This window comes from Dickeya oryzae, assembly GCF_009372235.1.
In the GTDB taxonomy this organism is placed as follows: Bacteria; Pseudomonadota; Gammaproteobacteria; order Enterobacterales; family Enterobacteriaceae; genus Dickeya; species Dickeya oryzae.
The window spans coordinates 1-16,032 of sequence record NZ_ML762922.1 but is presented as its reverse complement, the minus strand read 5'-3'; the positions used below and the strand labels follow the sequence as shown (position 1 = coordinate 16,032).

The 16,032-nt window shown below is 50.4% G+C and carries 15 protein-coding genes and 1 other annotated feature; of the genes, 10 read left to right on the top strand and 5 right to left on the bottom strand.

The genetic code is table 11. From position 1 onward, the window contains the following. Window positions 1-223 precede the first annotated feature (223 nt). Complete coding sequence (locus tag FAZ14_RS07425; RefSeq protein WP_153508298.1) at window positions 224-1,018, bottom strand: cytochrome C assembly family protein; 795 nt, start codon at window positions 1,016-1,018, stop codon at window positions 224-226. 172 nt (window positions 1,019-1,190) lie between these two features. Between FAZ14_RS07425 and ffh the strand changes: the two genes are divergently transcribed. From ffh to rplS, 5 genes are all read left to right on the top strand, one after another. Continuing rightward, on the top strand, window positions 1,191-2,552 hold the full coding sequence (gene ffh, locus FAZ14_RS07420; RefSeq protein ID WP_038905329.1) for a signal recognition particle protein: 1,362 nt from the start codon (window positions 1,191-1,193) through the stop codon (window positions 2,550-2,552). A gap of 158 nt (window positions 2,553-2,710) precedes the next feature. Beyond that, window positions 2,711-2,959, top strand: a complete 249-nt coding sequence (gene rpsP, locus FAZ14_RS07415; protein WP_012885817.1) for a 30S ribosomal protein S16 — start codon at window positions 2,711-2,713, stop codon at window positions 2,957-2,959. An 18-nt stretch (window positions 2,960-2,977) separates the two neighbouring features. After that, window positions 2,978-3,526, top strand: coding sequence for a ribosome maturation factor RimM (gene rimM, locus FAZ14_RS07410; protein ID WP_016942120.1), 549 nt, complete (start codon window positions 2,978-2,980; stop codon window positions 3,524-3,526). A gap of 38 nt (window positions 3,527-3,564) precedes the next feature. Beyond that, entirely contained in the window at window positions 3,565-4,314 is a 750-nt protein-coding gene (trmD, locus tag FAZ14_RS07405) for a tRNA (guanosine(37)-N1)-methyltransferase TrmD (protein ID WP_016942119.1), read from the top strand. A gap of 70 nt (window positions 4,315-4,384) precedes the next feature. Then, on the top strand, window positions 4,385-4,732 hold the full coding sequence (rplS, locus tag FAZ14_RS07400; RefSeq protein ID WP_012768745.1) for a 50S ribosomal protein L19: 348 nt from the start codon (window positions 4,385-4,387) through the stop codon (window positions 4,730-4,732). Between the two features lie 131 nt (window positions 4,733-4,863). Here the strand turns inward: rplS and FAZ14_RS20275 are convergent, their stop codons facing one another. Then, the gene (locus FAZ14_RS20275) at window positions 4,864-5,469 is read right to left on the bottom strand and encodes a DUF2799 domain-containing protein (RefSeq protein WP_235914494.1); all 606 of its coding nucleotides are present in this window, start codon (window positions 5,467-5,469) and stop codon (window positions 4,864-4,866) included. A gap of 370 nt (window positions 5,470-5,839) precedes the next feature. Here FAZ14_RS20275 and FAZ14_RS07390 point away from each other — a divergent pair, with 370 nt between their 5' ends. Continuing rightward, complete coding sequence (locus tag FAZ14_RS07390; RefSeq protein WP_016942117.1) at window positions 5,840-6,904, top strand: 3-deoxy-7-phosphoheptulonate synthase; 1,065 nt, start codon at window positions 5,840-5,842, stop codon at window positions 6,902-6,904. A gap of 13 nt (window positions 6,905-6,917) precedes the next feature. Next, window positions 6,918-8,039: a bifunctional chorismate mutase/prephenate dehydrogenase gene (gene tyrA / locus FAZ14_RS07385; protein WP_016942116.1), complete on the top strand. Its 1,122-nt coding sequence runs from the start codon at window positions 6,918-6,920 to the stop codon at window positions 8,037-8,039. Window positions 8,040-8,128: 89 nt separating this feature from the next. Here the strand turns inward: tyrA and pheA are convergent, their stop codons facing one another. The 3 genes from pheA to bamD form a co-directional block, all read right to left on the bottom strand. Next, window positions 8,129-9,286 carry a bifunctional chorismate mutase/prephenate dehydratase gene (pheA, locus tag FAZ14_RS07380; RefSeq protein WP_029456424.1) on the bottom strand — a complete coding sequence of 386 codons (1,158 nt, stop codon included), beginning with the start codon at window positions 9,284-9,286 and terminating at the stop codon, window positions 8,129-8,131. Window positions 9,287-9,308: 22 nt separating this feature from the next. Beyond that, window positions 9,309-9,435 (bottom strand) — a sequence feature (Phe leader region). Window positions 9,436-9,647: 212 nt separating this feature from the next. Continuing rightward, window positions 9,648-9,983 carry a ribosome-associated translation inhibitor RaiA gene (gene raiA, locus FAZ14_RS07375; protein WP_012885808.1) on the bottom strand — a complete coding sequence of 112 codons (336 nt, stop codon included), beginning with the start codon at window positions 9,981-9,983 and terminating at the stop codon, window positions 9,648-9,650. 287 nt (window positions 9,984-10,270) lie between these two features. Beyond that, window positions 10,271-11,002, bottom strand: coding sequence for an outer membrane protein assembly factor BamD (gene bamD / locus FAZ14_RS07370; protein ID WP_012885807.1), 732 nt, complete (start codon window positions 11,000-11,002; stop codon window positions 10,271-10,273). A 133-nt stretch (window positions 11,003-11,135) separates the two neighbouring features. On the opposite strand from bamD, the gene rluD reads away from it, so the two are divergent. The 3 genes from rluD to clpB all read left to right on the top strand — a co-directional run bounded on the left by rluD (window position 11,136) and on the right by clpB (window position 15,566). After that, window positions 11,136-12,113, top strand: coding sequence for a 23S rRNA pseudouridine(1911/1915/1917) synthase RluD (gene rluD, locus FAZ14_RS07365; RefSeq protein WP_016942114.1), 978 nt, complete (start codon window positions 11,136-11,138; stop codon window positions 12,111-12,113). A gap of 19 nt (window positions 12,114-12,132) precedes the next feature. Then, window positions 12,133-12,858 (top strand): purine nucleoside phosphorylase YfiH, encoded by a 726-nt coding sequence (gene yfiH, locus FAZ14_RS07360; protein WP_038925628.1) that lies wholly within the window; start codon window positions 12,133-12,135, stop codon window positions 12,856-12,858. A gap of 134 nt (window positions 12,859-12,992) precedes the next feature. After that, complete coding sequence (gene clpB / locus FAZ14_RS07355) at window positions 12,993-15,566, top strand: ATP-dependent chaperone ClpB (protein ID WP_016942112.1); 2,574 nt, start codon at window positions 12,993-12,995, stop codon at window positions 15,564-15,566. The last annotated feature ends 466 nt before the right edge of the window (window positions 15,567-16,032 follow it).

The following is a 16,032-nucleotide window of genomic DNA, read 5'->3' as shown; positions in this document are numbered from 1 at the left end:
ATCAAAGAAGGTCTGAAGGGCTGCGAACTCCTGATTAGTAAATTGATGGAACGTGCCCAATTTTGACTGAGAAGCATAAAAAATCCGTAATCCCTGAGAGATTACGGATTCATACAGAACTGCCGAATCGCTTAACCGATCGTTTTTGTCTTAACTGAATCGGCATCAGGCCAGGTTACTTTTTTACCCCCGTCTGCCCACCGCCTTCAGCAGGTCACGAGCGTCAGTGTGCCAGAAAGTTCTGGATGACCCGGCTGCCAAAGTAGGAAAGAGTCAGGAGTAATGCGCCAATAAGATTGAACCACACAACCCTGCGTCCGCGCCAACCTTCGTGGTAGTGACCCCAAAGCAGCAGAATATAGATAAACCATGCCAGCAAGGAGAACAGCGCTTTATGCAGGTTCTCTTTATTGCTGAGCAGATCATTCATGTAGATAAGCCCGGTACACAACGTGAGCGTCAACAGAATGACGCCGATCTGGGTAATGTGGAACATTTTTCGCTCGATACCCAGCAACGGTGGCATATCAGTGGTAAATCCCAGCCTCTTGGTTTTCAGCATATAGTCCAGCAGTGCCAGTTGTAATGCATACAATGCGGCAATCATCAGCGTGGCATACGCAAACAGCGCCAGACCGATATGTACCATCAGGCCTGGTTGTGCTTCGAGATGGGTAATAAATTCACCAGGCATGAAACTGGCAAAGGCCAGATTGATGAAGGCAAAGGTGTAGACGATGGGTAACAAAAACCAGCCGCGATTACGTGACGCTACGATAGTCATCACGGTGCAGATAATCAGGCTTATTAGTGAGCCCATATTGAGCAGGCTCAGGTTTTGCCCAACCTGTACGTTGAAAATACGCTGATACAAGGCCACTGCATGGCAGATCAGGGCGATCGTGGCGGAGATGACGGCCAGACGGCGGTAGGCTCCGTTTTTCCGCACCAGGCTCGGAATAATCAATCCCAGACTGAGGAAATAGGTCGCTAAAGCTACAATGGCGAAGACAGACATAGCAATGGGTTATTCGCTATCAACTAAGTAAAATGAAAGGTCAGTATAGCCGTAGTCGGCACCGCCACCAACCAGTTATCCGTGCCGTTGCACGCAGATTGGTCTGGCTTTCGTGTTATACTTATCGCCATTCGCGTCGCGGTAGCGGCCAGTTTCACATTGAGCATGAGATATGTTTGAAAATTTAACCGATCGACTATCGCGCACTCTGCGCAATATCAGCGGCCGTGGGCGGCTGACGGAAGACAATATCAAGGATACGTTGCGTGAAGTCCGTATGGCTTTGCTGGAAGCGGATGTGGCGCTGCCAGTGGTGCGTGACTTCATTAACCGTGTCAAAGAACAAGCAGTGGGCCATGAGGTCAATAAGAGCCTGACGCCGGGTCAAGAGTTCGTCAAAATTGTGCAAAACGAGCTGGTGGCGGCCATGGGCGAAGTCAACCAGGCGCTCAATTTGGCGGCCCAACCACCGGCTGTCGTGTTAATGGCTGGTCTGCAAGGGGCAGGTAAAACCACCAGTGTTGCTAAACTGGGTAAATTCCTGCGTGAAAAGCAGAAAAAGAAAGTTCTGGTTGTCTCGGCGGACGTATATCGCCCGGCAGCTATCAAACAGTTGGAAACATTGGCACAGACTGTTGGTGTTGATTTCTTTCCTTCTGATGCGAATGAAAAACCCGTTGATATCGTTAATCATGCCCTACAGCATGCCAAACTGAAGTTCTATGATGTGCTGTTAGTGGATACCGCCGGTCGTCTGCATGTCGATGACGCGATGATGGACGAAATCAAGCAGGTGCACGCGTCGATCAACCCGGTAGAAACGCTATTCGTTGTTGACGCGATGACGGGGCAGGATGCTGCGAATACCGCGAAAGCCTTTAATGAAGCGTTGCCGTTGACTGGGGTGATTTTGACCAAGATCGATGGTGATGCTCGCGGCGGTGCGGCGCTCTCCATCCGTCATATCACTGGCAAGCCTATCAAGTTCTTAGGTGTGGGCGAGAAGACCGACGCACTGGAGCCTTTTTACCCCGATCGTATCGCCTCCCGTATTCTGGGGATGGGCGACGTACTCTCGTTGATCGAGGAGCTAGAAAGCAAGGTTGATCGCTCTCAGGCAGAAAAGCTGGCCAAGAAACTGAAAAAGGGCGATGGCTTTGACCTGACCGATTTTCTGGATCAACTCAAGCAGATGCGCAACATGGGTGGCATGGCCAGCATGATGAGCAAGTTGCCGGGCATGGGGCAGATTCCAGATAACGTTAAATCGCAGATGGATGACAAAGTGCTGGTGCGTATGGAGGCTATCATCAACTCCATGACGCTACAGGAGCGCGCTAAACCAGAAATCATCAAAGGGTCGCGCAAGCGCCGCATTGCAATGGGGTCTGGTATGCAGGTGCAGGACGTTAACCGGTTGCTGAAACAGTTTGACGATATGCAACGCATGATGAAAAAGATGAAGAACGGCGGTCTGGCCAAGATGATGCGTGGCATGAAAGGAATGATGCCGCCAGGTTTTCCGGGCCGCTAAGACGTAATGAATGACCCCGAAAGAAAAGTCGGTGGTGTGAGCGCATGGTTTTAGATTGCTTTTTGCACCAAAATGAGTAAAATCTTCGGGCTTTTTATATGACACTGGGCCCCGTTCCTCGATGGGGCCCGGTTGTTTTATTAACTAAAGAGGATGTTATGGTAACAATTCGTTTGGCACGTGGCGGCGCTAAAAAACGCCCGTTCTATCAAGTCGTTGTGACCGATAGCCGCAATGCGCGCGACGGTCGTTTCATTGAGCGCGTAGGTTTCTTCAACCCGATCGCTACCGGTAAAGCAGAAGCTCTGCGTCTGGACCTTGACCGTATCGAGCACTGGGTTGGCCAGGGCGCTACCGTTTCTGATCGCGTTTCCGCGCTGATCAAAGACGCGAAAAAAGCAGCATAATCTGTTGCGGTGGTGGTAATGAGCAAGCAACTCAGCCCGAAAGCCCCGGTCAACCCGGTTGTGTTGGGAAAATTGGGGTCGACGTACGGCATTAAAGGTTGGCTCAGAGTGTTTTCATCCACCGAAGACGCCGAAAGCATTTTTGATTATCAACCTTGGTTTATCCGGAATAAAGGGCTGTGGCAACCGATCGAGATCGAGAGCTGGCGGCACCATAATCAGGACCTGGTCATCAAGATTAAAGATATTGACGATCGGGAAGCGGCGAATTTATTGACCAATTGCGAAATTGTCGTGGATTCGGCTCAATTGCCTGACCTGGATGAAGGTGATTATTACTGGAAGGATCTTATTGGTTGCGACGTTGTCACCGTAGGTGGCTACGAACTGGGAAAAGTCATCGATATGATGGAAACCGGTTCTAATGACGTTTTGGTCGTGAGAGCCAACCTGAAAGATGCTTACGGGGTTAAGGAACGGTTGATTCCGTTTCTGACTGAACAGGTTATCAAGCATGTTGACCTGTCTACGCATCGTATTGAAGTAGACTGGGATCCTGGTTTTTGAACTCTATAGAGTCTGCAGTCAATGAGTGGAACGGTACTATGTGGATTGGGGTGATTAGCCTGTTTCCTGAGATGTTCCGCGCCATTACTGATTATGGAGTCACTGGCCGGGCAGTTAAAAATGGCCTGCTGAGCGTACAGTACTGGAGTCCTCGAGACTTCACTTACGATCGACACCGTACTGTGGACGATCGCCCTTATGGCGGCGGCCCCGGTATGTTGATGATGGTGCAACCTTTGCGGGATGCCATTCATGCAGCGAAAGCAGCGGCAGGCGAAGGAGCCCGGGTGATTTATCTGTCACCGCAGGGTCGCAAACTGGATCAGCAAGGCGTACGTCAACTCGCCGCACACCGGAAGATAATCCTGGTTTGTGGAAGGTACGAGGGCATTGATGAGCGAGTCATTCAAACCGAAATTGACGAAGAATGGTCAATCGGTGACTACGTTCTCAGTGGTGGCGAACTGCCAGCAATGACGCTGATTGATTCGGTCGCCAGGTTTATTCCCGGCGTTCTGGGTCATGAGGCATCAGCACAAGAAGATTCTTTCGCTGATGGATTGCTGGATTGTCCCCATTATACCCGTCCTGAAGTGTTGGAAGGTATGGATGTACCGGCGGTGTTGCTGTCGGGCAATCATGCTGAAATACGCCGCTGGCGTTTGAAGCAGTCGCTGGGCCGAACCTGGCTTAGAAGACCTGAACTTCTGAAAAGCCTAGCTCTGACTGACGAGCAAGCAACGTTGTTGACTGAGTTTCAACAGGAATATCAGTCTGAACAACAATGAGTATTAGGGGGACGTTGCGGCAGTGCCGGGCGAACCCAAATATCAGTTTACCTAGGGTAAGAGACATATTATGAGCAATATTATCAAGCAGCTTGAACAAGAGCAGATGAAGCAAGACGTACCTGCATTCCGTCCGGGTGACACCGTGGAAGTTAAGGTATGGGTCGTTGAAGGTTCTAAAAAACGTCTGCAGGCATTCGAGGGCGTGGTTATCGCAATTCGTAACCGCGGTCTGCATTCTGCATTCACTGTTCGCAAGATTTCTAACGGCGAAGGTGTAGAGCGCGTATTCCAGACGCACTCTCCGGTAGTGGATAGCATTACCGTTAAACGTCGTGGTGCTGTGCGTAAAGCCAAACTGTACTACCTGCGTGAGCGTGCTGGTAAGTCTGCTCGTATCAAAGAGCGTCTTAACTAAGCATCCGCTTTCGCAACATCCGAAAGCGATAAGGGGTGGCATCTGCCACCCCTTTTTCTTTTATACCTTATGGTGTGTGTACCTTTATGGTATGTACAGTGCGTTTCCAGCCGGTCTGTATGATAAAAGCGCTAGCGGGATGAATGGCTTGGGAGAGCATCTGCCGCACGCTGCCACACTTTTTTTAACGTTTCAGCGTCATTGGCTCCATCACAACTGGGCGGAAAGGGTTTTCCCGCTCGTCCCCAGGTCTCAATGTTACTGCTATTGCACCATGCGCGCTGACCAGCCTGATATCCATCCAGATAAGCGTGGCGATCAACATCTGGGTTACCAAACCATTCTGACAGTGTTTCGTCATCTTTGACGATAAGTCCACTGCTGGCGTCGTTATACCCAGCCTCATACCAGGCGCTATGCCCGTTTTTAGTCGGTGACGTTGATGGTGGAGGCTGACAGCCGACAAGAAGCAATAACCCCACGAGTACCATACCGTTTCTCATGATTGAACCTGTACCATTTGCTGCTGGATAGATGAATACCCCTAATATTACGCAATTCCCTGTTTTTCCTTTAATGATTTCAGATAGAGAACGGCTATTCATGGCTTTTTGCTGCCAGATTGAACGCCTGAACTCCCCCTTCAACCGTGATGTTGAAAGCGAGTAGGGGATGTTGATAGCGTAGAGAATGAGTTGTGTATAAAATACTTTACGGTTGTGGTTTGTGTATGCCAACTGGTTTCAACCTGGGGAATGGTGACGAGATGTCCAATAATCAGATTGTATTCATTTATCGTTATTGGTGAAAAATAGTATGCTCATCCTTTAATGTATTAATATTTATTGGTTTTTTTGTATTTTTGGCGGGGATTTGTAAAAAGATAGCGGGGCGGGTACGTGACTTCTTTCCTGTTTTGCTGTAGTAGCAACATATTCTTTTAATCCACACAGCCAGCATCTGTGATGCAGGTACGATTTTCCACCAGTAACTTTAGCTTTACACTTATGGCTTGTGATGTTTACGGGTGGTGTGCTAAGGTGTGAACCTGTTACTGATAATGACGACCGCTCCCTTCATACCAAAGGAATAAACAGGATCACCATCATGCAAAAAGACACGCTCAATAATATCCATATCAGCGCCGAACAGATTCTCATCACGCCTGACGAATTGAAAGCCAAATTCCCGCTTAACGAGCCGGAACAGCTGGCGATAGCGCAAGCGCGTAAAACCATCGCTGACATTATTCATGGTAATGATAAGCGTCTGCTGGTGGTGTGTGGTCCCTGTTCTATTCATGATACGGATGCCGCACTGGAGTATGCCCGTCGTCTGCAGTCTTTATCAGCCGAATTGAGCGATCGGTTGTATATCGTTATGCGTGTCTATTTTGAAAAACCTCGTACTACCGTTGGCTGGAAGGGGCTTATCAATGATCCTTACATGGATGGTTCCTTTGATATGGAAGCGGGGTTACATATCGCCCGTGACCTGTTGTTGAAACTGGTCAACATGGGGTTACCGCTGGCGACCGAGGCATTGGATCCCAATAGCCCGCAATACCTGGGTGATCTGTTTAGCTGGTCGGCGATTGGTGCCAGAACCACCGAATCCCAGACCCATCGCGAAATGGCTTCCGGGCTGTCTATGCCTGTAGGGTTCAAGAACGGTACAGACGGTAGTCTGGGGACGGCTATCAATGCGATGAAAGCCGCTTCAATGCCGCACCGTTTTGTGGGTATCAACCAGAGTGGGCAGGTGTGTCTGCTGCAAACACACGGGAACCCTGATGGGCATGTAATCCTGCGTGGCGGTAAAACGCCGAATTACAGTGCAGAAGACGTCGCTGAATGTGAAAAACAGATGCGCGATGCAGGACTGAATCCGGCGCTGATGATAGATTGTAGCCACGGTAACTCCAACAAAGACTACCGTCGGCAGCCGTTGGTAGTCGAGTCTGTGATTGAACAGCTCAAATCGGGCAATCGTTCTATCATTGGACTGATGCTGGAAAGTCATATCCATGAAGGTAGTCAGTCATCCGAGCAACCGCGAGCGAACATGCGCTATGGTGTGTCGGTGACCGATGCCTGCATCAGTTGGGAAAGCACAGAAACATTGTTGCGCTCGGTTCATAAGGAACTGGGTGCGATAAGCGCCAATCAGTAAGGAGAAGAACAAGATGGTCGCTGAACTGACCGCATTGCGTGATCAGATAGATGAGGTAGATAAAGCATTATTGGCGTTGTTATCGCGCCGGTTGCGCCTGGTGGCGGAAGTCGGCGAGGTGAAAAGTCGTTATGGTTTGCCAATTTATGCGCCTGATCGGGAAGCAGCAATGCTGAGTTCACGACGTAAGGAAGCCGAAGCGTTAGGTGTTCCTCCTGATTTGATCGAGGATGTTCTGCGTCGGGTGATGCGAGAGTCCTATGCCAGTGAGAATGACAAAGGGTTTAAAACACTTTCCCCGTCGCTACGACCGATTGTGATCGTCGGGGGACGTGGGCAGATGGGGCGTCTGTTTGACAGAATGCTGACGCTGTCTGGCTATCAGGTTCGTATTCTGGAACAAGAGGATTGGCCACAGGCACAAGCCCTGCTGGCCGATGCTGGCATGGTTATTGTGAGCGTTCCGATCCATGTAACTGAGCAGGTTATTGCTCGTCTTCCCCGACTACCCGATGACTGTATTCTGGTTGATCTGGCTTCGGTTAAAAATGGGCCTCTGCAGGCGATGTTGGCGGCACATCATGGTCCGGTTCTGGGATTGCACCCCATGTTTGGTCCAGATACAGGTAGCCTGGCTAAACAGGTTGTGGTGTATTGCGATGGGCGTCAACCTGAAGCCTATCAATGGTTACTGGAGCAAATCCAGGTATGGGGAGCCCGGTTGCATCGCACCAGTGCAGTGGAGCATGACCAGAACATGGCGTTCATTCAGGCGTTGCGCCATTTCGCGACCTTTGCCTATGGGCTTCATCTGGCAGAAGAAAATGTGCAACTGGAACAATTGCTGGCGCTCTCTTCGCCGATATATCGCCTTGAACTGGCGATGGTGGGGCGCTTGTTTGCACAAGACCCGCAACTCTACGCCGACATCATCATGTCTTCAGGCAATAATCTTGCGTTGATCAAACGCTACTACCAGCGTTTTGGTGAAGCGATTTCGTTGCTGGAAGCGGGGGATAAAGAGGCGTTTGTCCGCAGTTTTGAGAAGGTTGAACACTGGTTCGGCGATTATTCCCGGCGGTTCATGGCGGAAAGTCGTACTCTGTTGCGCCAGGCGAACGATATTCGCCAGTAGTCAGTAATAGGCCTTCATAAAAAACCACCATCCTGAGATGGTGGTTTTTTTGCTGATAAAGTCGCAGTGTATGCCGGGCATCATGCCGATTATGACGGCTCTACTGGCACTACATTTTCACTGGGGTAGCAGCCCAGAACCTTGAGTGAACGTGTAATCGCCGCCAGTCCCTGTAGGGCCTTACGGGTTGTGTCGTTACGCAGATTCGCCTGCACATCAATATAAAACATCTCTTCCCACGGGTTGCCATTTATGGGGCGTGACTCGAGTTTGGTCATCACAATACCATGTTCACGTAGCACCAACAGTGCCTCCACCAGTGCACCGGATTGTTGGCCAGTCGCCATGATCAGGGTGGTTTTGGCGGGAACTTGCTCGGTGACTTCAATAGGCTTGCGAGCCAGAACGATGAATCGGGTGATGTTTTGCGCCTGATTAGCCAGGTTATGCTCTAACACCTGCAATTGATAAAGCATTCCACCTGCCTCGCTGCCCAGCGCCGCGGCATGTGGGGAATTGAGCTCAGCGACTTTTGCCATGGCCGCCGCAGTGCTTTCACAATACTCGATTTTCCAGTGTGGAAACCGGTTAATAAAATGACTGCACTGCTGGAAAGGTTGTGGGTGGCTATAAACAGTCTGGATTTGATCCAACTGCGTATCTACTGCTACTAACACACAATGGTCAATGGGGGTGCTCAGTTCGCCGACGATGGATAACCCGGTATGTTGCAGCAGGTCGTAAACATCGTTGATTGAGCCGGAGCTGGTGTTCTCTATCGGCAGCACGGCGTAATCTGCCTGCCCGGTTTCCACCAGGTTGACGATGTCCTGAAAACGTTGACAGCCACATTCCACGATCTGGTCAAAGTGGTGTGCCGCATACTGGCGCGCGGCTAAATGGGAATAGGAGCCTTTGGGGCCGAGAAAAGCGATGCGGGCAGAGTGAGATTCGCCTGCGTTCAGATGCTGCTGCAGCAGCGCCTGCTGCGTCAGAACGGAGTCCTCGATAATCAACTGGAACAGACGGGTAATATAATGGCCGTCGAGCTGCCGTTTCTTCCCCTCATCAACTAACCGGGACAGTAAATCCCGCTCACGTTCTTTGTCGCGAATGGGGCGATGAGAATGCTGTTTGGCCCTCGCCACATCGAGCGCGAGTTCTCGCCGTTGCGCTAACAGGTCGAGTAGTTGTGTATCCAGCGCGGTAATACGTTCGCGCAGCGCCAGTAATGGGTTATCGGTCATGGTGTGTACCTGTTTGCTGTCCAATAAAAAAGCCTCCTGGGTGAGGAGGCTTTTTTTGTTCGTCTTCGTATTCTTACTCACACGACAAATCGGCCCCCGCGTTGGGGAGAGTAAAGAAGAATACGAAGAAAAACAGTTTTGGCGTCATGTGACTATATCCTTATAGGGAATGCTGTTTAAGGTAACTGTTGCCTTTTCATCCTGTCAACACAAAATCACAAGGAGCGATGAACAATGCCACGAGCCGTTCAGCAGTACCGACGTTGCCAGCATAAAAAAACGCGCCTTACGGCGCGTTTCAGACAACGGAGAGAATCTGTCACTCAACACAAGGATACGGTAGTTCCTCGACCCGTTCCTGTTATTCCGCCGAAGCCTGTAAGTTTACATCTTTGATGCCAGCGTCTGCCCGGCGAGCTTCGCCTTTATGCTGGACTTTGTTTAGCTGCCGCTCCAGTTTGGCGATCAATTCATTGATAGCAGCATACATATCTTCATGTTTGGCGCTGGCCACCAGTGGGCCATTTGGCGTGCTAATGGTCGCATCAGCCACAAAACCCTGAGGCTCTTTGGACAGGATTATGTGCGGATTGATCAACTGGGCCTGCCACTTATCCAGTTTGGTGAGACGGTCTTCGACATGCTGACGTATTGCGGGGGTAATATCCATCTGTTTGCTGGTAATGTTGATAGTCATAAAAACTTACCTCTCTGCCTTTTCCGTCTTGGTGATTTCAGCATACCCCTAGACGATACAAAGTGGGTGATTTTGATCACTTTTTTTGGTCACTTTTCCGTCATATGAATTGATTTGTGAGCGGCTTTGGGGAATCGGTGCGGCGGGCTTGTCGCTTCATCAGGCGTGTGCCATTATCTATTGGATGTATTGAGTGATTTTTGCAGGTAAATTGGCGAAATTCATCGATACGACGGTAAAAAAACGGCAACCTGAGTTGCCGTGATAATGCAGATTCAGGTGTTCCTTCAGGCAGGATTGGCGGCAATAATCCGGGCCACCTTGTCGGCTTCTGCAGTCAGTCGCAATTCCCGATAGGCATTTTCCATCAGCGGTAGCGCAGTGCGCGTCGCCTGCGTGTCTGGATAGTCCTTCAGCATTTGCTCTACACGGTTAACCACCGCAACATAGGCGCCGCGTTTCGTGTAATACTGTGCGACAGAGAGTTCATACTTGGCCAACCGTTCTTTCAGGAATGCCAGGCGTTTACTGGTGTCCGTTGCGTACTGGCTGTTCGGGTACCCCTGGAGTAACTGATTGAACGCCTTAAATGCCGCACGGGCATACTGAGGATCACGGTCTGAACGATCAACACCAAAGAAACCCTGCAGCGCGCTGTCATCCTGCGCCATGTTGGTCAGCCCACGCATGTAGAGGACATAGTCCACGTTTGGATGCGTTGGGTTAAGGCGAATGAAACGATCAATCGACGCCTGAGCCAACGGCAACTCGGCGGATTTGTAATAGGCGTAAATCAGGTCTAGCTGGACCTGCTGGGAGTAAGGGCCGAATGGATAACGGTTATCCAACGCTTCCAACTGAGTGATGGCTGCTTTAAAGTTGCCGTCCTGCAGTTTTTCCTGGGCGGTGGCATACAGTTCTGAAGGTGGACGGTCGGGAACCGCATCTTTGGAATTGGAGCAACCAGCCAGCGTCAGGCTCAACGTGGCAGCAGCCACCAGGTATTTCATACGCGTCATGACGATTTGATTATCCTCAGAGTGTTTTTCCGGGAAACTGTCCGTTAAGCTCCCGATTAAGACCAGCTACAATGGTACATTATTTTAAACGGCATCGCCGTTAAAACCCAACGTTAATAAGAAGCAGCATACTATGTCCCAACAAGTACAACTCACCGCGACGGTGGCCGAATCTCAACTTGGACAACGTTTAGATCAGGCTTTGGCCGAATTGTTCCCTGATTATTCGCGTTCTCGCATAAAAACATGGATTTTGGAACAGCGGGTACAGATTAACGGCAATATGGTCGATAGACCAAAAGAGAAAGTGCTTGGTGGAGAGTCCGTTGCCATTGATGCCCTTATTGAGGAAGACGCGCGCTGGGAAGCCCAGCCGATTTCGCTGGATATTGTGTACGAAGACGACGATATCCTGGTGATCAACAAACCGCGTGACCTGGTCGTACACCCGGGGGCTGGCAACCCGGATGGTACGGTGCTGAATGCGTTGTTACATCATTATCCGCAGATTGCGGATGTGCCACGTGCCGGTATTGTTCACCGCTTAGACAAAGATACCACTGGACTGATGGTGGTAGCGAAGACGGTGCCAGCACAGACCAGATTGGTTGAATCGCTGCAGGCGCGTGAAATCACCCGTGAATACGAAGCCGTAGCCATCGGTACGATGACAGCAGGCGGTACAGTCGATGAGCCAATCGCACGCCATTCGACCAAGCGTACCCATATGGCGGTGCATCCGATGGGGAAACCCGCCGTCACTCACTATCGCATTATGGAACATTTCCGTGCGCATACGCGGTTGCGGTTGCGGTTGGAGACAGGAAGAACCCACCAGATCCGTGTCCACATGGCACACATCAATCATCCCTTGGTGGGAGACCCGTTGTATGGCGGTCGTCCGCGTCTGCCTAAAGGAGCGTCCGATGAATTTATCGAGACGCTGCGCAATTTTGATCGTCAGGCGCTGCATGCCACCATGTTGCGGCTTTATCATCCTATCAGCGGTATTCAGATGGAGTGGCATGCGCCGTTGCCGCAGGATATGGTAGATCTGATCGCCGCATTGAAAGTGGATACCGAAGCGTTCAAAGATCAACTTGACTGGTGATGGCATGTCGTTTGACAGCATGATGTTAATACCGGACTGGCCTGCCCCGGTTCGGGTGCGGGCCTGCAGCACCACACGGTTAGGTGGGGTCAGTAGTGCACCCTATGATTCACTCAATCTGGGGAATCATGTGGGAGATTCTCCGCTGCACGTTCAGGACAACCGACAGCGTCTGCTCGCCACCGCCGGATTGCCTGTCATGCCACATTGGCTACAGCAGGTGCATGGCACTCAAGTGATTAATCTTGATCAGGTGTCATCTGATTCACTGACAGGGGATGCCGCTTATACTACCCGTCAGGATCGGGTATGTGCAGTAATGACGGCAGACTGTCTACCGGTTCTGTTTTGTTCAGCTAATGGCGATGAAGTTGCAGCTGCACATGCAGGCTGGAGGGGTTTACAGGCTGGTGTACTCGAAGAGACGCTACGCCATTTTCATGCTCGCCCGGCAGATATTCTGGCGTGGATGGGGCCTGCTATTGGTCCGCAGCAATTTGAAGTCGGGGGGGAGGTTCGTGAGGCTTTTCTGCAAGTTGATCCCATCGCCGATTGCGCTTTCGTTCCCCGCAATGGTAAATTCCTTGCCGATATTTATCAGCTGGCTCGTTTGCGTTTAGAGGCTGCGGGTGTCACCCAGGTGTTTGGTGGCGAGTACTGTACGGTCAGCGATTCGGGTAGATTTTTCTCCTATCGACGCGATGGTATGACCGGACGTATGGCAACTTTGATTTGGCTGATATAACCTATTGAATTAAGACGATCCGGAGGATTAACGTTTTTCCTTCTATTATTACTGGCAAAATAATCTTGAATTTTTGAGGAATGACCTCATTTAATCTCCAGTAGCAATTTTGACCAGTATGTATGGGAGGAGTTATGCGTCTGGATCGTCTTACCAACAAATTCCAGCTTGCCCTCGCTGATGCCCAATCTCTCGCCCTCGGACGAGACCATCAATTCATTGAACCATTGCATTTGATGAGCGCCCTTCTTAATCAGGAAGGGGGGACTGTCGGCCCGTTGCTGACGGCCGCCGGTGCGAACGTTAATCGCCTTAAAAATGAAATAGAGCAGGCAATTAGTCGTTTACCACAGGTGGAAGGCACCGGTGGCGATGTTCAACCGTCCAGTGAGCTGGTACGGACGCTCAATATCTGCGACAAGCTGGCGCAGAAAAAGGGCGACACTTTCATTTCTTCAGAATTATTTGTGTTGGCGGTATTTGAATCGCGCGGGACACTTGGCGATCTCTTAAAGAACGCCGGAGCGACACAACAGAACGTGACTCATGCAATCGAGCAGGTTCGTGGTGGGCAGCAAGTCAACGAACAGAGCGCTGAAGATCAACGTCAGGCGCTGAAAAAATTCACGATCGACCTTACCGAACGCGCTGAGCAAGGCAAGTTGGATCCGGTGATTGGCCGTGATGAGGAAATTCGCCGTACCATTCAGGTGCTACAACGCAGAACCAAGAACAACCCGGTTTTAATTGGTGAACCCGGTGTCGGTAAAACGGCGATTGTCGAGGGACTGGCGCAGCGTATCGTTAATGGTGAAGTCCCCGAAGGTTTGAAAAATAAACGTGTGCTGTCACTTGATATGGGGGCACTGGTTGCCGGGGCAAAATACCGTGGTGAGTTTGAAGAACGCCTGAAAGGCGTACTGAATGACCTGTCTAAACAGGAAGGTAGTGTCATTCTCTTCATCGACGAACTGCACACCATGGTCGGTGCTGGTAAGGCTGATGGTGCGATGGATGCAGGTAACATGCTGAAGCCAGCATTAGCGCGTGGCGAACTGCACTGTGTCGGTGCTACCACACTGGATGAGTACCGCCAGTTTATTGAAAAAGATGCTGCACTCGAACGTCGTTTCCAGAAGGTGTTCGTCGCTGAGCCGACGGTTGAAGACACGATCGCCATTCTGCGTGGTCTGAAAGAACGGTATGAGCTGCACCATCACGTGCAAATCACCGACCCCGCGATTGTTGCAGCGGCTATGCTGTCGCATCGGTATATCTCAGATAGAAAATTGCCTGATAAAGCTATCGACCTGATTGATGAGGCCGCTTCCAGTATCCGCATGCAGATTGACTCGAAACCAGAGCCGTTGGATCGTCTTGATCGCCGAATTATTCAGTTAAAACTGGAACAACAGGCCTTAAAGAAAGAGTCGGATGAAGCCAGTCTGAAACGTTTGGAGATCCTCAATACCGAACTGGAGCAGAAAGAGCGCGAATACTCGAAACTGGAAGAAGAGTGGAAAGCGGAAAAAGCGTCGCTGACTGGTACGCAAAATATTAAAGCAGCACTGGAACAAGCCAAGATTTCCCTGGAGCAGGCAAGACGCCAGGGGGATTTAGGGAGAATGTCAGAACTGCAGTACGGCAAAATCCCTGAACTGGAAAAACAGCTGGCGGCAGCCACGCAGGTTGAAGGTAAAACCATGCATCTGCTGCGCAATCGCGTAACTGATGCCGAGATTGCTGAGGTTCTGGCCCGCTGGACGGGGATTCCGGTTTCACGGATGCTGGAAAGTGAACGAGAAAAATTGCTGCGTATGGAGCAAGAGCTACACCAGCGGGTCATTGGGCAGAATGAAGCGGTAGAGGCTGTCGCTAACTCGATTCGCCGTAGCCGTGCCGGGTTGTCGGACCCCAATCGTCCTATTGGTTCATTTTTATTTCTCGGCCCGACCGGTGTGGGTAAAACCGAGTTATGCAAAACACTGGCGTCATTCTTGTTCGATAGTGATGACGCGATGGTGCGTATTGATATGTCCGAGTTTATGGAAAAGCATTCGGTTTCTCGGCTGGTCGGTGCGCCTCCTGGATACGTTGGTTATGAAGAGGGTGGATATCTGACTGAAGCGGTACGTCGCCGGCCTTATTCCGTTATCTTGCTGGATGAAGTGGAAAAAGCGCATCCTGATGTGTTCAACATTCTGCTTCAGGTGCTGGATGATGGGCGCTTGACTGATGGGCAAGGTCGCACGGTGGACTTCCGTAATACGGTGGTGATCATGACGTCTAACCTCGGGTCAGACCTTATTCAGGAACGATTCGGCGAAATGAATTATGGCCAGATGCGTGACATGGTGTTAGGCGTTGTCAGCCATCATTTCCGCCCTGAGTTCATCAACCGTATTGATGAGGTCGTGGTGTTCCATCCATTGGGACAAGCTCATATTACGTCTATTGCTCAGATCCAATTGCAGCGTCTTTATAAACGCATGGAAGAGCGAGGTTATACCGTGTCTATCTCTGATGCTGCGCTGGAATTACTTGGCAAGTCAGGGTTTGACCCTGTCTACGGTGCTCGTCCGCTGAAAAGGGCTATTCAGCAGATGATTGAAAATCCGTTGGCACAGCAAATACTGTCTGGGGCTTTAGTACCTGGGAAAGCAGTGACGTTGGATGTAGAAAACGACACCATTGTTGCCCGACAGTAGTTATTCACGAGTCGTTGATCACGAATAGAAGTGTCGTGTCTTTTAAACCCGAACACCGGTTTACTGCTGGGGTTCGGGTTTTTTATCACCAGTATGTTCAAAAAACATTCTGATAATGGTGTTTTGGGTTAAAAAGTGAGCTGTCGGTTTTTTTTTGTGAAAATTACGCTTGTCAGGCCGGAATAACTCCCTATAATGCGCCTCCACTGACACGGCAACAGCGGCAACGCAGCGCGGTGTCAGGAAGCGGAAACGAAAATAATCGTTGACACTTCATGAGGAAAGCGTAGTATACGCCACCTCGCGACAGCAGGCTCAGGCCGGTCGCACTGCTCTTTAACAATCAATCAGACAATCTGTGTGGGCACTCGCAGGACACTTCACTAAAATATTTAGTGAAAGTCTTGAAGAGTGACAACAGTTAATTCATTACGAATAAACAGTAAATTCTTTGAGCACCGTTTTC

Excerpts from the sequence above, each read along its gene's own strand:
- raiA (WP_012885808.1), bottom strand. The coding sequence starts at position 9,983 with ATGACTATCAACATTACCAGCAAACAGATGGATATTACCCCCGCAATA.
- ffh (WP_038905329.1), top strand. The coding sequence starts at position 1,191 with ATGTTTGAAAATTTAACCGATCGACTATCGCGCACTCTGCGCAATATC.
- rluD (WP_016942114.1), top strand. The coding sequence starts at position 11,136 with ATGTCCCAACAAGTACAACTCACCGCGACGGTGGCCGAATCTCAACTT.
- clpB (WP_016942112.1), top strand. The coding sequence starts at position 12,993 with ATGCGTCTGGATCGTCTTACCAACAAATTCCAGCTTGCCCTCGCTGAT.
- trmD (WP_016942119.1), top strand. The coding sequence starts at position 3,565 with ATGTGGATTGGGGTGATTAGCCTGTTTCCTGAGATGTTCCGCGCCATT.
- rpsP (WP_012885817.1), top strand. The coding sequence starts at position 2,711 with ATGGTAACAATTCGTTTGGCACGTGGCGGCGCTAAAAAACGCCCGTTC.
- rimM (WP_016942120.1), top strand. The coding sequence starts at position 2,978 with ATGAGCAAGCAACTCAGCCCGAAAGCCCCGGTCAACCCGGTTGTGTTG.
- yfiH (WP_038925628.1), top strand. The coding sequence starts at position 12,133 with ATGATGTTAATACCGGACTGGCCTGCCCCGGTTCGGGTGCGGGCCTGC.
- FAZ14_RS07390 (WP_016942117.1), top strand. The coding sequence starts at position 5,840 with ATGCAAAAAGACACGCTCAATAATATCCATATCAGCGCCGAACAGATT.
- rplS (WP_012768745.1), top strand. The coding sequence starts at position 4,385 with ATGAGCAATATTATCAAGCAGCTTGAACAAGAGCAGATGAAGCAAGAC.
- bamD (WP_012885807.1), bottom strand. The coding sequence starts at position 11,002 with ATGACGCGTATGAAATACCTGGTGGCTGCTGCCACGTTGAGCCTGACG.
- FAZ14_RS07425 (WP_153508298.1), bottom strand. The coding sequence starts at position 1,018 with ATGTCTGTCTTCGCCATTGTAGCTTTAGCGACCTATTTCCTCAGTCTG.
- pheA (WP_029456424.1), bottom strand. The coding sequence starts at position 9,286 with ATGACCGATAACCCATTACTGGCGCTGCGCGAACGTATTACCGCGCTG.
- tyrA (WP_016942116.1), top strand. The coding sequence starts at position 6,918 with ATGGTCGCTGAACTGACCGCATTGCGTGATCAGATAGATGAGGTAGAT.